Source organism: uncultured Marinobacter sp. (genome assembly GCF_947259545.1).
In the GTDB taxonomy this organism is placed as follows: domain Bacteria; phylum Pseudomonadota; class Gammaproteobacteria; order Pseudomonadales; family Oleiphilaceae; genus Marinobacter.
On the sequence record NZ_CAMYMK010000002.1, the window covers coordinates 563,901 to 578,406 of the forward strand.

General features: G+C 60.4%; 17 protein-coding genes. 15 read left to right on the top strand and 2 right to left on the bottom strand.

Features of this window, described 5'->3' with window-relative positions; genetic code table 11:
- The first annotated feature begins 26 nt into the window (after nucleotides 1-26).
- The 13 genes from Q0Y21_RS02735 to Q0Y21_RS02795 all read left to right on the top strand — a co-directional run bounded on the left by Q0Y21_RS02735 (nucleotide 27) and on the right by Q0Y21_RS02795 (nucleotide 11,841).
- The gene (locus Q0Y21_RS02735; protein WP_297791296.1) at nucleotides 27-932 is read left to right on the top strand and encodes an alpha/beta hydrolase; all 906 of its coding nucleotides are present in this window, start codon (nucleotides 27-29) and stop codon (nucleotides 930-932) included.
- A 132-nt stretch (nucleotides 933-1,064) separates the two neighbouring features.
- Complete coding sequence (locus tag Q0Y21_RS02740) at nucleotides 1,065-2,201, top strand: 4Fe-4S dicluster domain-containing protein (protein WP_297791297.1); 1,137 nt, start codon at nucleotides 1,065-1,067, stop codon at nucleotides 2,199-2,201.
- Nucleotides 2,198-2,668 (top strand): cyclic nucleotide-binding domain-containing protein, encoded by a 471-nt coding sequence (locus Q0Y21_RS02745; RefSeq protein WP_297791299.1) that lies wholly within the window; start codon nucleotides 2,198-2,200, stop codon nucleotides 2,666-2,668. Before Q0Y21_RS02740 ends, Q0Y21_RS02745 begins: the two co-directional genes overlap by 4 nt.
- Nucleotides 2,668-3,495 (top strand): FAD/NAD(P)-binding protein, encoded by an 828-nt coding sequence (locus Q0Y21_RS02750; protein WP_297792486.1) that lies wholly within the window; start codon nucleotides 2,668-2,670, stop codon nucleotides 3,493-3,495. Before Q0Y21_RS02745 ends, Q0Y21_RS02750 begins: the two co-directional genes overlap by 1 nt.
- A gap of 1 nt (nucleotide 3,496) precedes the next feature.
- Entirely contained in the window at nucleotides 3,497-4,279 is a 783-nt protein-coding gene (locus tag Q0Y21_RS02755; RefSeq protein WP_297791301.1) for an oxidoreductase, read from the top strand.
- A complete protein-coding gene (locus Q0Y21_RS02760; RefSeq protein WP_297791303.1) occupies nucleotides 4,269-5,558 on the top strand; it encodes a Ni/Fe hydrogenase subunit alpha in 1,290 nt (429 codons plus the stop codon). The genes Q0Y21_RS02755 and Q0Y21_RS02760 overlap by 11 nt, the downstream gene beginning before the upstream one ends.
- Entirely contained in the window at nucleotides 5,551-6,030 is a 480-nt protein-coding gene (locus Q0Y21_RS02765; RefSeq protein WP_297791305.1) for a hydrogenase maturation protease, read from the top strand. The genes Q0Y21_RS02760 and Q0Y21_RS02765 overlap by 8 nt, the downstream gene beginning before the upstream one ends.
- Nucleotides 6,023-6,304 (top strand): hydrogenase/urease maturation nickel metallochaperone HypA, encoded by a 282-nt coding sequence (locus Q0Y21_RS02770; RefSeq protein ID WP_297791307.1) that lies wholly within the window; start codon nucleotides 6,023-6,025, stop codon nucleotides 6,302-6,304. The genes Q0Y21_RS02765 and Q0Y21_RS02770 overlap by 8 nt, the downstream gene beginning before the upstream one ends.
- Nucleotides 6,301-8,646, top strand: a complete 2,346-nt coding sequence (gene hypF, locus Q0Y21_RS02775; RefSeq protein ID WP_297791309.1) for a carbamoyltransferase HypF — start codon at nucleotides 6,301-6,303, stop codon at nucleotides 8,644-8,646. The genes Q0Y21_RS02770 and hypF overlap by 4 nt, the downstream gene beginning before the upstream one ends.
- Nucleotides 8,619-8,864 (top strand): HypC/HybG/HupF family hydrogenase formation chaperone, encoded by a 246-nt coding sequence (locus Q0Y21_RS02780; RefSeq protein WP_297791311.1) that lies wholly within the window; start codon nucleotides 8,619-8,621, stop codon nucleotides 8,862-8,864. Before hypF ends, Q0Y21_RS02780 begins: the two co-directional genes overlap by 28 nt.
- On the top strand, nucleotides 8,861-9,967 hold the full coding sequence (gene hypD, locus Q0Y21_RS02785; protein WP_297791313.1) for a hydrogenase formation protein HypD: 1,107 nt from the start codon (nucleotides 8,861-8,863) through the stop codon (nucleotides 9,965-9,967). Before Q0Y21_RS02780 ends, hypD begins: the two co-directional genes overlap by 4 nt.
- Complete coding sequence (gene hypE, locus Q0Y21_RS02790; protein WP_297791315.1) at nucleotides 9,960-11,006, top strand: hydrogenase expression/formation protein HypE; 1,047 nt, start codon at nucleotides 9,960-9,962, stop codon at nucleotides 11,004-11,006. The genes hypD and hypE overlap by 8 nt, the downstream gene beginning before the upstream one ends.
- Nucleotides 11,007-11,142: 136 nt before the next feature.
- Nucleotides 11,143-11,841, top strand: a complete 699-nt coding sequence (locus Q0Y21_RS02795; protein ID WP_297791316.1) for a crotonase/enoyl-CoA hydratase family protein — start codon at nucleotides 11,143-11,145, stop codon at nucleotides 11,839-11,841.
- A 44-nt stretch (nucleotides 11,842-11,885) separates the two neighbouring features.
- On the opposite strand, the gene Q0Y21_RS02800 is transcribed toward Q0Y21_RS02795, so the two are convergent.
- Together Q0Y21_RS02800 and Q0Y21_RS02805 are read right to left on the bottom strand one after the other, a co-directional pair.
- Nucleotides 11,886-12,524: a TetR family transcriptional regulator gene (locus Q0Y21_RS02800; protein WP_297791317.1), complete on the bottom strand. Its 639-nt coding sequence runs from the start codon at nucleotides 12,522-12,524 to the stop codon at nucleotides 11,886-11,888.
- 7 nt (nucleotides 12,525-12,531) lie between these two features.
- The gene (locus Q0Y21_RS02805) at nucleotides 12,532-13,293 is read right to left on the bottom strand and encodes an SDR family oxidoreductase (protein ID WP_297791318.1); all 762 of its coding nucleotides are present in this window, start codon (nucleotides 13,291-13,293) and stop codon (nucleotides 12,532-12,534) included.
- A gap of 282 nt (nucleotides 13,294-13,575) precedes the next feature.
- Between Q0Y21_RS02805 and Q0Y21_RS02810 the strand changes: the two genes are divergently transcribed.
- A complete protein-coding gene (locus Q0Y21_RS02810) occupies nucleotides 13,576-14,016 on the top strand; it encodes a universal stress protein (RefSeq protein WP_297791319.1) in 441 nt (146 codons plus the stop codon).
- Between the two features lie 54 nt (nucleotides 14,017-14,070).
- Nucleotides 14,071-14,487, top strand: coding sequence for a PilZ domain-containing protein (locus Q0Y21_RS02815; protein WP_297791320.1), 417 nt, complete (start codon nucleotides 14,071-14,073; stop codon nucleotides 14,485-14,487).
- Nucleotides 14,488-14,506: the final 19 nt, after the last annotated feature.

Here is a 14,506-nt window from a genome sequence, read left to right on the forward strand (position 1 = left end):
TTCATTCAGGCGGAGTCCACACAGACATGGCACGAGTAACAGCACACGATGGCGCCAGGCTGAAGGTGCGGGAAATCGGGCGCGGCCCGGTGGTTATCCTGCTTCACGGTTTTGGCATGGACAGCCGCCACTGGTTGCCGATCATCTTGCCCCTGGCCCACCGGTTCCGTTTCGTGCTGCCCGACCTGCGAGGGTTTGGTGGGTCCTCCCGTCTGACCTGCAGTGAACCCTGTGTGCTGACCAGTCATGCCAGGGATCTTGACGCGGTGGTTCGCGAATACAGCGTTGGTGAGCCGGTCGGGTTGGGCGGAATTTCCATGGGCGCGAGCACGTCACTCCGCTATTTGGAGCTGTTCGGCTCACGCGCGGTCCGTCACTATGTCAACATTGACCAGTCACCGCGGATTGCTCACGGCCCAGGCTGGCCCTGGGGCATTTTTGGCGAGCAGGGGCCTCAGCGAATCCGTTCCTGGTGGCCGTTGCTGGAGCAACTGGAGCGGTTTGATCCCGAGACGCCATTTGCCGAATTGCCAAAGGCCCTGCGTAAGCAGTTCCATGAGGATCTGGCAGACTTCATGGAAATTGCCCTCAGCCGTCGCTGGATGAAATGGGCAGCGGGGCGGTTGATGCGAATCCCCGGAGTAGCCCAACAGCTGGTGCCGGTCGAGAACTGGTACACCCTGTACCAGCACATGCGGGCCTACGCCGAACGGGAATACGATTTCCGTTCGTTCCTGCCTGAGCTGCTCGTGCCCACTACCGTGCTGGCTGGCCGCCGCTCGGAAATGTACCCCTGGCCAGGTCAGGCTGTCATGGCGGACCTGATTCCCGACGTCAGGCTGGTGACGCTTGAGAACAGCGGCCATGTACCGTTAATCGATCAACCGATGTCCTGTATCCGGGCGCTTGGTCAGGCGTTTCAGCCCGCCTGATCACTTTGCGGGCGCCAGAATGGCGCCTGTCACCCTCCCCATCTTTGACAAAACCCCCCGCCTTGCCAAAGCTTGTAGAGGGCAATTAGCGGGTTCGTGATTGTCTGATTGCCAATCATGGAAGGTCTCCTCATGGACAATGTCGACGATGGCTCTGTTATTACGCGGCAAGGCTTGCAGTGCTTGCTGGATGCATTGGCACAGCGCGGGTATACGGTTGTAGGGCCGACCGTTCGGGACCAGGCTATCGTGTACGAGGAATTAGCCCGTACCGACGAGCTTCCTGCGGGCTGGACGGATGAACAGGATGGCGGCCACTATCGACTGAAACGGCGTTCGGACGAGGCGTTGTTCGGATACGCCGTGGGGCCCCACAGCTGGAAACGTTTTCTTCACCCACCCAAAGTGTCCCTTTGGCAGGCGACCCGCAACGGGGATGAACTGCGCTTTGTTCCCGCGCGGGATGAACCGCCCCGATACGCCTTCATCGGAGTGCGCGCCTGCGAACTGGCGGCCATCAGCATTCAGGATCGCGTGCTGATGGGGGACGAGTATGCCGACCCCCATTATCGCTCACGTCGTGAGCAGGCTTTCCTGGTGGCGCTCAACTGCTCCGAGGCGGGCGGCACCTGCTTTTGCGATTCCATGAATACCGGGCCTGACGTCAAAGAAGGCTACGACCTGGTCCTCACTGAGCTTCTTGATGGTGACAACCACCTGTTCCTGATTCGGTCAGGCTCAGAGGAGGGGGCGGAAATTCTGGCCGAATTGCCCCGGGAGCCTGCGACAGAGGCCCATCAGGCGGCGGCCACTGCGGTGGTGGAGAAAACCCGCAGCCAGATGGGCCGGAGCATGCCGCAAACCGCCATCCCTGCCTTGCTGATGGATAACCTCGAGCATCCGCGCTGGGATGAGGTTGCCGACCGGTGTCTGAGCTGCTCTAACTGCACCATGGTTTGTCCCACGTGCTTCTGCACCACCGTGGAAGATACCTCGGATCTGGAGGGCGTTACCGCGGAGCGCAGCCGGCGTTGGGATTCCTGCTTTACGTCGGACTTTTCCTATATCCATGGCGGCAGTGTGCGTAGTTCAACCCGGTCCCGCTATCGTCAGTGGATGACCCATAAACTGGCCACCTGGGTGGATCAGTTCGGTACTTCGGGATGTGTCGGTTGCGGCCGCTGCATTACCTGGTGCCCGGTGGGTATTGATATCACGGAGGAAGTTCGCGCCATTCACGATGATGTGTCATCGAGGGACAAGGAATGAAAAACATTGCCCAGATCGTCTGCGAGCATCCGTTTTTTCACGGTCTGGACGGCGAGTTCTGTGATCTGGTCTGCGGCTGCGCCCGCAATGTCCGGTTCAACCCGGGGGAATACCTGTTTCACGAAGGCGGAGATGCCGATTACCTGTATCTGATCCGTTATGGCCAGGTGGCCCTGGAAATCGCAGTGCCGGGGAAACCGTCGGTTCGTTTTCAGACTCTCCATGACGGTGATCTGGTGGGAGTATCCTGGGTTCTGCCACCCTATCATTGGGCCTACGATGCCCGCGCCATCACGCTGACTCGTGCCATTGCTATGGATGCCCACTGTCTGCGGAAAAAGTGTGATGACGACCCGGTTCTGGGCTACGACGTCCTGAAACGCCTGCTGCCGATTCTGACCAGCCGGCTGCACGCGACACAGATGCAGATTCTCGATGTTTATGGCGCTCCGGAGCAGCCTGAGTGATGGCAGACGACCTGATGGTACCGGAGCCGGTGCGGGTCCTGCGCCGACAGCAGGAACTGGCGACTACCTGGACGTTGGAGCTGGAGTCTGGCCAGGCTGGCCACCGACCATTTCTGCCAGGGCAGTTCAACATGCTCTATATCTTTGGTGTGGGGGAGGTGCCCATCAGCCTGAGCGGTGACGCCGGACAGACAGAGACCCTGGTTCACACGGTGCGGGCGGTGGGGCCGGTCTCCAACAAGCTGGCGGCTTTGAAACCGATGGATACGGTTGGCCTGCGTGGTCCGTTTGGTGTCGGCTGGCCGATGACGGCAGGCGAGGGCGCGGATCTGCTGATCGTGGCTGGAGGGTTAGGGCTGGCCCCCTTGCGACCGGCGATCTATCACGTATTGCGCCATCGGGAGAGGTACGGCCGGGTGATCCTGCTTTACGGCACACGCAGTCCCGACGACATCCTCTATGCCGGGCAACTGGAGGAATGGAACAAACGTCCGGACATTGAAGTTCATATTACGGTGGACCATGCCAGTGGTGACTGGCCGGGCAAGATTGGCGTGGTTCCTTCGCTGGTGCCAACGCTGGATTTCGACCCTGAAGACACCGTGGCCATGGTGTGCGGGCCGGAAATCATGATGCGTTTCACGGTCAATGCATTGCGGGATGCCGGTGTTGAAGACGAGTCCATTTACCTTTCGATGGAACGAAATATGAAATGTGCGCTCGGACATTGTGGCCATTGCCAGTTCGGATCGACCTTTGTCTGTAAGGACGGTCCGGTGCTGTCGTTTGAACGGGTCCGCGGATTACTGAGCCTCAAGGAGTTCTGATATGGCGCGCTCGGATCAAAAGCCACGCCTTGGTGTCTGGAAGTTTGCTTCGTGCGATGGCTGCCAGCTGACGTTGCTGGATTGTGAGGATGAACTGTTGCAGGTCGCCGGGGCGGTCGATATTGCCTATTTTCCGGAAGCCACCCGTGGCAGTGTCCGTGGCACCTACGATCTGTCCCTGGTGGAAGGCTCCATCACCACGCTCCACGATGCCGAGCGCATTCAGGATGTGCGCCGGCGCTCGCGAACGCTGGTGACCATCGGAGCCTGCGCCACCGCCGGCGGTATTCAGGCGTTGCGTAATTTCGCCGATATTGATGATTTCATGGCGGCTGTCTATGCGCACCCCGAGTACATTGAGACATTGTCCACCTCCACCCCCATTGCTGACCATGTGCCGGTGGATTTTGAATTGCGTGGCTGCCCCATCAGCAAACAGCAGTTACTGGAGGTGCTGTCGGCATACCTGTGCGGACGGCGACCGGTCACGCCGGCCCATAGCGTCTGTCTGGATTGTAAGCTCAGGGGCAACGTCTGCGTCATGGTGGCTCATGGAACGCCCTGCCTGGGGCCGATGACCCACAGCGGCTGCAACGCCCTGTGTCCGTCCTATAATCGGGGGTGCTACGGTTGTTACGGACCCAAGGAAAACCCCAATGCGCCGGCACTGAGTGAACGCCTGGATCAACTGGGCATGGGCCGGGCGGAACGGTTGCGCTTTTACCGGACGTTCAACGCCTGGGCCGGGCCGTTCCGTGAGGAGAGCGAGCGTCATGAGCCGTAAGACCATCAAAGTGGATTACCTGGCGCGGGTCGAGGGCGAGGGCGCTTTGAATGTGACGATCCGGGACGGCCAGGTCAGCAAGGCGGAGTTGCGTATTTTTGAGCCGCCGCGCTTTTTCGAGGCCTTTCTGCGTGGGCGCGACTATGCGGAGGCGCCCGATGTGACTGCCCGCATCTGCGGTATCTGTCCGGTGGCCTACCAGATGAGCGCTGTTCATGCGATGGAGAACGCGCTCGACATTGAGGTGGAAGGCCAACTGCGGGCATTGCGGCGATTGTTGTACTGTGGCGAATGGATTGAAAGCCACGCCCTGCACATATACATGCTGCATGCGCCCGACTTCCTGGGGTACGCCGGGGCGGTGGATATGGCCAGGGATTATCCCGACATCGTCAAACGGGGGCTGTCCCTGAAAAAAGCGGGTAATGCCATCATGACGCTGTTGGGCGGTCGGGAAATCCATCCCATCAATGTGCGAGTGGGGGGATTCTACCGAACGCCGACTCGCAAGGAACTGGAACCGCTGGCTGAAACCCTGAAACAGGCCCGTGAGGGCGCGCTGGCAACTGTGCGCTGGACCGCCGGGCTGGACATGCCGGAAGCCGAGCGGGACTACCATCTGGTAGCACTGCATCATCCGGACGAGTACGCCATGAATACCGGGCGCATTATTTCCAATCGAGGTTTGGATATTGCCGTAGCGGACTACAACCGTCACTTTGTGGAGTCCCACGTGCAACGCTCCACGGCTCTGCATTCGCACCTGCGCGAACACGATTGCTATCTGGTCGGGCCCCTGGCGCGCTACAGCCTCAATCACGGCCAGCTTTCATCCCTGGCCCGGGAGGCGGCCAAGGAAGCCGGCCTGGGTGTGACCTGCACCAACCCGTTTCAGAGCATTGTGGTGCGCAGCGTCGAGGTGGTGTATGCCTGCGATGAGGCCCTGCGCATCATCGACGATTACCTTGAACCTGAGCAGCCGTTCGAGACGGCCGAGCCGAAGGCCTCGGAGGGGTTCGGGTGCACCGAGGCCCCGCGGGGACTGCTGTTCCATCGTTACCGGCTGGATGAGAACGGTGGCATCCTTGAGGCCCAGATTGTTCCGCCCACGGCACAGAATCAGCCGAGCATCGAGGCCGACCTGAAAGATCTGGTGGGTGGCTGGCTCGATTTGCCGGCCGATACCCTCCGCGAACGTTGTGAGCAGACCATTCGCAACTACGATCCCTGCATCTCCTGTGCAACGCACTTTCTCAAGCTGGATGTCCGCCATGAGTGATGTCTCCGGTCCCATCAGGGTTATCGGTATCGGCAACCGGGACCGGGGAGACGATGCTCTTGGCCCACTGGTGGTGGACGCCCTTCGTGGTCGATTGCCGGCAACCGTCAGCGCGGTTGAGCACAGTGGAGAAGTGGCCGGGCTCGTAGACCTGATCAGTGGTGCCGGAGCGGTGTACCTGGTCGACGCCGCAGTCATGGGGCTTGAGCCGGGCACTGCCCGGGAATTCGATGCCAGCACTTCGCCGTTGCCAGCTTTGGGGGGCGCGTTTTCGTCCCATGCGCTGGGGCTATCGGAAGCGATTGAGTTGGCCCGTGCGCTTGATGCGCTGCCTTCGGTCTGCCGGGTGTTTGCAGTGGAGGCGACCAGCTTCGAAGCCGGTGAAGGGCTGTCACAACCAGTGGCGGACACTCTGCCCCGGGTGACTCAGGCGATGATTGATAGCATCAGACAGGAGAGTGGTCATGCATGAAACGGCGCTGGTCAAAAATCTGATTCATCGGGTCGAGACGCTGTGCGCGGACGAGAAGGCTGAACGGGTGGTGGAAGTGGCGGTATGGCTGGGCGCGCTGTGCCATATGTCCCCGGAGCATTTCACCGACCACTTCCGTCAGGAGGCTGCCGGAACCCGCGCTGAGCGGGCCCAACTCAGAATTGAAACGTCTGACGACATCAACCATCCCCAGGCCCAGGATGTCCTGTTGCAGAGTCTGGAACTGGAGACGGAGGATGAGGCCGGCCCATGACTGACGGCTGCCGGGTCGAAGCCGCGCCAGTCCGTTGGCGTATCCATGTTCATGGCCTGGTACAGGGTGTGGGGTTTCGACCGTTTGTCTATCGACTGGCGACGGGGCTGGGGCTGTCCGGATGGGTTAGTAACACCCCGGAGGGCGTGGTTGTAGAGGCTGAGGGGCACCTGGAGGCGCTGCAGAATCTGGCGTCCGGGCTGAAACAGCAGGCCCCGGTAAATGCTCGCGTGGAGGCAGTGTGCGCGGAACCCATAGCCCGGTCCACGGGGTTGGGAGCGGATAGAGAGTTCCGCGTGCGCGAGAGTCAGGAGCAGGGCGCTGCTGCCACAAGCTTACCTGCAGATCTCGCTCCCTGTCGTCAGTGCACCGAGGAACTGCACGATCCCGGTAACCGGCGTTACCGATATCCCTTTATCAATTGCACGGATTGCGGGCCCCGGTACAGTCTGATCGAGGGGTTGCCTTATGACCGTGCCCGCACGGCAATGAGGCATTTTCAAATGTGCCCCCATTGCTTGGCGGAGTACCACGATCCGGCCAGCCGGCGCTTTCATGCCGAGCCCAACGCCTGCCCGGACTGCGGTCCCCGAGTCGCCTTTTGCCAGCCTGATGGCACTGTGTTGGCGAAAGACGAGGCCGCCGTTTCCGAAGCGGTCAGCCGTCTGGCGGCCGGTGACATCATCGCGCTCAAGGGGCTCGGCGGGTTCCAGCTGCTTGCGGATGCCCGCAGCGCTCGCGCGGTGCAGACCCTGCGCGAACGAAAGCACCGGCCACGAAAGCCCCTGGCGGTCATGTTCGACTCGCTGGCGTCGGTGCAGCAGGTATGTCCGGTCTCTGCGTCGGAAAGCCAGCTGCTCACTGGTCCGGAGCGTCCCATAGTATTGCTTCATGCGCCTGATCACGATCTGGCTGCCAACCTGGCGCCAGGCAGGGCGGACCTGGGTGTGATGGTGCCTTGCACGCCTTTACACGAGCTACTGCTCGGCGATCTGGGATTTCCCGTGGTCGCCACCAGTGGCAACCTGAGTGGTGAACCGATTGCCATCGATAACCAGGAAGCCTATGTGCGGCTGGGCGGGATTGCCGATGGATTTCTGGTACACGACCGCCCGATTGTGCGACCACTGGATGATTCCGTGACTCGCGTGGTGGCAGGGCAGCCCCAGTTACTCCGGCGGGCCCGCGGCTATTCGCCGAATCTGACCCTGCCCCAGACCGTGCCATCCGGGTGGGCGGCGACCGGTGGCCACCTGAAAACCACAGTGGCCCTGAGTACCGGCTCCGGGGTGGTACTGAGCCAGCATCTGGGTGATATGGACAGTGCCCTGGGGCGTGAAGGTTTCGTCCGCACGGTGGACAACCTGCAGACACTGTTCGCGACTGAGCCCCAGTGCTGGGTTCACGATGGCCATCCGGACTACTTCACTACGCGCTACGCACAGGCCCGTGGTAATGCGCCGCGTGCGGTCCAGCACCATGTTGCGCACATTGCCGCGGTGATTGCTGAACATGGGATCGGTGAGCCGGTGCTTGGGGTCGCGTGGGACGGCAGCGGGCTTGGCGACGATGACACCCTATGGGGCGGGGAGTTCCTGCGCCTGGACTCACAGGGATACGAGCGCGTGGCACATCTGCGGCAGTTCCGCCTGCCAGGTGGCGAGGCGGCCATGGGAGAACCCCGGCGTTCGGCTCTGGGGCTGTTATACGCGTTACTGGGTGATCAGGTCATGGAGTGCGAGACTCTGGCCCCGGTAAGCAGTTTTACCCGGGCCGAAAGGAAGCTCTTGATCCAGTCGCTCAGGGCCGGCCTGAACGCGCCGGAAACCTCAAGTGTGGGGCGACTGTTTGACGCGGTGGCGGCCTTGTCTGGCATTTGCCAGCAGGCGAGTTACGAGGGGCAGGCGGCGGGCGAGCTGGAGGCGGCCTGTGGTCGCGATAACAGGGCATCGCCCTATCCGTTCGAGTTGTCGGCACCGGAGGCAGGCCGCCCCTGGCAGGTGGATTGGGCGCCGGCGATTGATGCGCTGTTGGAAGACGTCCGGCGCGGGCGATCTGTGTGGGGGATATCTGCAGCCTTTCACCAGGGGCTGGTCAACGCCATTGTGGCGGTGGCCAGACAGGCTAAACTGTCGAGAGTTGTGCTGGCTGGCGGGTGTTTCCAGAACGCCTGCCTGCTGGAGTCGACCATAACAGCCCTTGAGGGCGCCGGATTCCAGGTGTTCTGGCCGTGCCGGATACCGCCTAACGATGGCGGGCTGGCGCTGGGTCAGTTGGCCTGGGCGAGCGGAGCACTTCGGGGCAGGGAGGGGGCATGTGTCTGGCCGTACCGGGACGCCTGATTAGTATTGACGGCGACGATCCGCTTACCCGTCAGGGGCGCGTCGATTTTGGCGGTGTTATCAAGTCAGTCAATCTGGCTTACGTGCCGGAGGTGCAAGAGCAGGACTATGTGCTGGTGCATGTGGGATTTGCCATTACCGTCGTCGACCCGCTTGAGGCCGAGCGTGTTTTCGAGTACCTCCGCACCCTGGAACAGGAGGCGGACGAGCCGCAATGAAGTATCGTGACGAATACCGCACCCCTGATGCCGCCCGCGGCTATGCGGATGCCATCGCCCGCATCACCACAAGGCCCTGGACCCTCATGGAAGTATGTGGTGGACAGACCCACGCCATCGTGCGCTTCGGGATCGATCAACTGCTGCCGGACACGATCTCCCTGATCCATGGCCCCGGATGCCCGGTGTGTGTGACCCCCATCGCTTACATTGACAAGGCTTTGGAAATTGCCGGACTCACCGGGGTCATTCTCTGTACCTTCGGCGATATGCTGCGGGTGCCCGGGACGCATTCGGACCTGTCCGCTGCCCGGGCGTGTGGGGCGGATATCCGGGTGGTGTATTCGCCGCTTGAAGCGCTGACGGTGGCCAGAGAGAACCCTGGCCATGAAGTGGTTTTCTTTGCGGTCGGATTTGAAACCACCGCCCCGGCCAATGCGATGGCGGTATATCAGGCCGAGCGGGCAGGGCTTGAGAATTTCTCGGTGCTGGTCTCCCAGGTGCTGGTGCCACCAGCCATTCGCGCCTTGCTGGAACGTCCGGGCAATCAGGTTCAGGGGTTTCTGGCCGCCGGCCATGTCTGCACCATCACCGGGTATGAAGCGTACGAGCCCATTGCCCGCAAGCACGGTGTTCCCATTGTGGTGACCGGCTTCGAACCCCTGGACATTCTTGAGGGGGTGTACCGTTGCGTGCGCCAGCTGGAGCAGGGTGAGAGCTGTGTTGAAAACCAGTACAGCCGGGCGGTCCGCCGCCCGGGTAATGCCATGGCCCAGCATGTGATGCAGGCGGTCTTCCAGGTGGTGCCCAGGCAATGGCGGGGCATGGGAGGCATCCCGGACAGTGGGCTGGGGGTGTCACCGGCCTACAGATCCTTCGATGCAGAAGCCCGTTTCGGCACCGTGAATGGCGAGGCTGAGACGCAGGGCGAATGCCTCAGTGGGGCCGTGTTGCGGGGCGAAATCCGCCCTGACCAATGCCCCGCCTTCGGCACCCGCTGTACTCCGGAGCGTCCGCTGGGGGTGACGATGGTGTCCGAGGAGGGCGCCTGTGCCGCCTATTACCGTTATCGCCGACCGGTGGGAGATCAAGCGCATGACTGACAGCTGCAACAATCAATGCCCTCCGTTGAACGATGATCACGATGTGGTAAAGATGGCCCACGGTGGTGGCGGCCGGGCGATGGCGCAGTTGCTTGACGATATTTTCCGCCCGGCATTTGATAACCCCTGGCTGGCACAGCAACACGACGGCGCGGTAGTGGAGATGCCCGGGGCCATGGCGTTCACGACGGACTCTTACGTGGTGCGGCCGCTGTTCTTTCCGGGATCTGATATCGGAACCATGGCGGTGCATGGCACAGTCAATGACCTCGCCATGTGCGGAGCCAGGCCGCAATACCTGAGCGCCGGTTTTATCCTCGAAGAAGGTCTGCCGCTGGCCACGTTGCGCCGGGTCGTGGATGCCATGGCCGCCGCAGCCGTCGAAGCCGGCGTGCAGATAGTGACTGGCGATTTGAAGGTAGTGGAACGCGGCAAGGCAGATGGCGTGTACATCAACACCGCTGGGGTCGGGAAAGTGATGGCCCCCAAATCTGTGGAACCCACCCGGGTGCAGGCCGGTGACCGGATTCTGCTCAGTGGCGATCTTGGACGACATGGCGTCGCGGTGATGACCGCACGGGAGAAACTGGACCTGGAATCAGCGATTGAGAGCGATTGCGCTTCAGTTGTGCAGCCGGTCCTGGCATTACTGGAAGAAGGGATAGACGTTCGCTGCCTCCGTGACCTTACTCGCGGGGGGCTCGCCAGTGCACTGGTGGAAGTATCGGAAAGTGCCGGTCTGGCAGCCGAGATCAGGGAAGTGGATATTCCGGTGCGGGAGGATGTATCGGCGTTTTGCGAGCTGCTGGGACTGGATCCCCTGCATGTGGCCAACGAGGGCCGCTTTATTGCCATCGTGGCCGAGCAGGATGTGGCTCGGGCAGCCGATATTCTCAGGCGGTATCCGGTGAGCGAGGGGACGGTTGAGATCGGCCATTTCGTGGAAGGAGCCGCCGGATTGGTAACAGCATCCAGCATGATTGGTGCCAGCCGCGTCATCGACAGACTGTCTGGCGAACAGCTGCCTCGTATCTGTTAGGACGCAGGATCAGCAAATTTCGCTCGACTGAAGCAGCGAGTAAACAACTTGACGGGAAAGGGGTGTGCTGGGATCTTTGTGCCTGTTGCGTTTCCAATCACTCACTTTGATGCCAGCTTTTCAGGAGAACAGGCCCGTGACCGAACTTGTTAGTTATGAACTGAACGACGGAATTGCCACGATTACGATAGCCAATGGTAAGGCTAACGCCTTAAGTCATGAGGTATTCGAGGGCCTGAACAGCGCGCTGGATCAGGCGGAACAGGACAAGGCGGTGGTTATCCTGACCGGTCAGCCAGGTGTTTTCTCCGCTGGCTATGATCTGAAGCAGATGCAAAAGGGCCCTCAGGAGGCCGCTGAACTTGTAAAGGTTGGTTCCACGTTGACGCGCCGCCTGGCCGCCTTTCCCCTTCCGGTGATTGGTGCCTGCAGTGGTCACGCGATCGCTAAAGGTGCGTTTATCCTGTTGTCTGTGGATCATCGCATCGGGGTCGAGGGGCCGTTCAAGCTGGGCCTGAACGAAGTGGCCATCGGAATGACCATGCACCACGCTGGTATCGAGATTGCCCGTCATCGTCTGGCGCCGGCGCACTTCTATCGCTCGGTGGTGAACGCGGAAATCTACAACCCGGAAGGCGCCGTCGAAGCCGGTTTTCTGGACGAAGTGGTACCCCAGGATGCATTGCTTGAGCGGGCCGGGGCACTGGCCACCCAGTTCAAGCAGCTCAACATGCGCGCGCACCGCGAGACCAAAGTGAAAGCCAAGGCGGACTACCTGGCGTTGCTGGACCGTTGTATCCAGCAGGACGCCGAGAGTCTGGGGTTGAACGGCTGAGAGTCTTATCCCGGTTGCCGGGTGGCTGGTTGCCCGGCCGTTGATTATCCCTTCTGAAAGGTGTCGTTAAGAGCCTGCAGGTGGCTCCGCAAGGTTGGTTCGAACGCCATTTTGAAGACCGTCAATGGTGGTTGCTCTATGGCCTTGCGCGCGGCTTCCGGTGGGTGTGTCATGTGCCAGCACCCGATCAGCGCCTGCTGGCACTGCATCAGGAACTGAAAACAGGCGGCCTCATCGCGGCCGCTGGCGGACTTGATGGGTTCTGCCAGTTGCCGTGACTGTTCCAGAAGGAACAGTTTGAAATCACGAGCCTCCTGTTCGGTCAACCCGGTTTCCAGAGCCATGTGCAGAATGGCGGTCAGGCTGCAGAAAAGCGGGTGCGCGATTAAAAGATCGGTCAACTCGTCGGACGAGGCCATCGAAGCCCTGGATTGTGCGTCCTGCACCAGAGCTTTGAATGCGCGCTGGTAAATGGCGATGAACAACAGCTCCTTGCTTCTGAAATAACGGTACAGCGCAGCCTTGGTCAGTCCGCTGGCCGCAGCGACGTCCGCCAGTGTCAGCTGGTCGTAGCGGCGGCTGACGAACAGGTCTGCGGCCGCATCGAGAATCTGTTGTTCCCGCGTGATCTTTTCCGCTTCCGTACGTGCCCGTTTTCTGCCACTGCAAAGCCTGCTCTTCATAGTGTCTTTATGCCTGTAGCCATCCCGCAATGCGCCGGTTAATGAGTCGGGGAGAAATTTTGCCCAACCATACCATCAACCGGTTACGCAGTCCCGGAATGACAATGGCGTTGCGGCGCTTGGCGAGCGCCCGTTTTACGACGGCTTCAGCCGACATGGCGCCGGCCTTGAAGAGCTTGGTGTCGGTCATGTTGGCTTCAGCCGCGAACTCTGATTGGGTCGCGCCCGGGCACAGGGCATTGACTGCCACGCCAGAATCCCGCAACTCCTCATGCAGAGCCTCGGAGAAGGACAGCACAAAAGCCTTGGTAGCGTAGTAGATGGCCATATTGGGGCCGGCCTGGAAGGCGGCGGTGGACGCGACATTGATAATGAAACTGCCCTGGTTTTCCTTCAGGTTGGGTAAGAGCTTCCAGGTGAGTGATACCAGCGAAGCCACGTTTACCTGGATCATGTTCAGCTGACGCTCCAGAGAAAGCTCGCTAAAGGCGCCCCGGTCGCCAAACCCGGCGTTGTTAATCAGGCCGCCAAGCTGCCAGCCGGAGGATGCGACCGCCGCGGCAACCTGTTCGGCACCATCCCCTGCGGCCAGGTCTGCGGCCAGAACTTCAACGGACACTCCATGCTGTTCAGACAACTCGCTGGCCAGAGCGGTCAGGCGATCTTCTCGTCGGGCCACGAGAATCAGGTTCTGCTTTTCTGCTGCAAGTTCGCGAGCAAACACTTCGCCAATGCCGGCACTGGCGCCGGTGATCAGTATATAGTTCATGGTTCCAACCTCATTAAGTGAACGATGGTTACTTAATATACGGAAGCCTTCCTGTGGTGTAAATAACCATTGGTCACTTATTTCTGAAGCCTGATCAGTTATGGGCCGGTAGAACCCTTTGGCTGGGCGATGGGGGTCAGCCAGCCGTGGCACGCGATCTTTGCTGCCGCCCGGCGAGATCATTCCGTTGCCGGGAGTAGCGTTTGGGTTGACTCCAATCAATCTTGCGATTTCCAGATCAGTGCTACTCTGATAACACACACATAGGAAAGAGGTTTCGTCATGGACAAAGGTTCCCAAAGCATTGTTGTTGCCTGCGATGGTTCGGCACAATCGCTGAGCGCAGCAAAAACGGCCGCTGACCTGGCTGATGCCACGGGCCACCCACTGAAACTGTTAGCGGTGTCGCCTTATTCACAAACCGAAACACTGGTGATTGCCGGCTATGAGCAAACCAAGGTTGATGCTGCCAAGGAACAATATGGCCGCAAAGTGTTCGATGCCACCAAGGAGGCTCTGGGTGGCCGGGCTGACTCCGCGGAAGAGATTCTGCTCAGCGGAGATCCGGCGCATGAAATCATCGAGTATATACACAGCAACCCCGGCACCCACCTGGTACTGGGTCGACGCGGTTACTCGGCGGTGCGCAGTCTTACCCTTGGCAGCGTAAGCGAAAAGATAGTCAGGCACGCCACCGGACCCGTTACCGTGGTAGGGCCATAGACCTGTCCCGGGCTTTCGCTCGCCATGGGAGAATAGCGGCAAGGGGGAATGAATATGCGGCGCTTTATACGTCACCCTACGGATTTCCCGATCCTTGTGTTCTCAAAGGATGACTCCCATGGCGACGAGGCCAGCTTGTGTGACATCAGTCAGGGTGGTCTGGCCTGCAATCTCAAAAGAAAGTTCCGGCGTGGTGAATCGGTTGCGCTTGGGATTCCATCATTACAACAGGATTACCAGATCTCGGGCCAGATCGTGAGATGCAGACGCTGCGGCAAGGGCTATCGGGTTGGCATCCAGTTCAGCGATGAAACCGAAGCCTTTAAAAGCAAAATGGTAGAGCAGGTCTGTCAGATAGAGCACTTCCGCCGGGAGCTCTGCCGGGATGGCTGTGAAATGGACATTGAAACAGCGGCGCGTGAATGGATTGAACGCTATGGTAGTCAATTTGCGGATATCTTTTCAGGATAGATAAACGTGGGCTCAGGGA

Bases quoted from the DNA above. Each gene is read 5' to 3' on its own strand.
- Q0Y21_RS02735 (WP_297791296.1), top strand. From the start codon at position 27: ATGGCACGAGTAACAGCACACGATGGCGCCAGGCTGAAGGTGCGGGAA.
- Q0Y21_RS02740 (WP_297791297.1), top strand. From the start codon at position 1,065: ATGGACAATGTCGACGATGGCTCTGTTATTACGCGGCAAGGCTTGCAG.
- Q0Y21_RS02745 (WP_297791299.1), top strand. From the start codon at position 2,198: ATGAAAAACATTGCCCAGATCGTCTGCGAGCATCCGTTTTTTCACGGT.
- Q0Y21_RS02750 (WP_297792486.1), top strand. From the start codon at position 2,668: ATGGCAGACGACCTGATGGTACCGGAGCCGGTGCGGGTCCTGCGCCGA.
- Q0Y21_RS02755 (WP_297791301.1), top strand. From the start codon at position 3,497: ATGGCGCGCTCGGATCAAAAGCCACGCCTTGGTGTCTGGAAGTTTGCT.
- Q0Y21_RS02760 (WP_297791303.1), top strand. From the start codon at position 4,269: ATGAGCCGTAAGACCATCAAAGTGGATTACCTGGCGCGGGTCGAGGGC.
- Q0Y21_RS02765 (WP_297791305.1), top strand. From the start codon at position 5,551: ATGAGTGATGTCTCCGGTCCCATCAGGGTTATCGGTATCGGCAACCGG.
- Q0Y21_RS02770 (WP_297791307.1), top strand. From the start codon at position 6,023: ATGCATGAAACGGCGCTGGTCAAAAATCTGATTCATCGGGTCGAGACG.
- hypF (WP_297791309.1), top strand. From the start codon at position 6,301: ATGACTGACGGCTGCCGGGTCGAAGCCGCGCCAGTCCGTTGGCGTATC.
- Q0Y21_RS02780 (WP_297791311.1), top strand. From the start codon at position 8,619: ATGTGTCTGGCCGTACCGGGACGCCTGATTAGTATTGACGGCGACGAT.
- hypD (WP_297791313.1), top strand. From the start codon at position 8,861: ATGAAGTATCGTGACGAATACCGCACCCCTGATGCCGCCCGCGGCTAT.
- hypE (WP_297791315.1), top strand. From the start codon at position 9,960: ATGACTGACAGCTGCAACAATCAATGCCCTCCGTTGAACGATGATCAC.
- Q0Y21_RS02800 (WP_297791317.1), bottom strand. From the start codon at position 12,524: ATGAAGAGCAGGCTTTGCAGTGGCAGAAAACGGGCACGTACGGAAGCG.
- Q0Y21_RS02805 (WP_297791318.1), bottom strand. From the start codon at position 13,293: ATGAACTATATACTGATCACCGGCGCCAGTGCCGGCATTGGCGAAGTG.
- Q0Y21_RS02810 (WP_297791319.1), top strand. From the start codon at position 13,576: ATGGACAAAGGTTCCCAAAGCATTGTTGTTGCCTGCGATGGTTCGGCA.
- Q0Y21_RS02815 (WP_297791320.1), top strand. From the start codon at position 14,071: ATGCGGCGCTTTATACGTCACCCTACGGATTTCCCGATCCTTGTGTTC.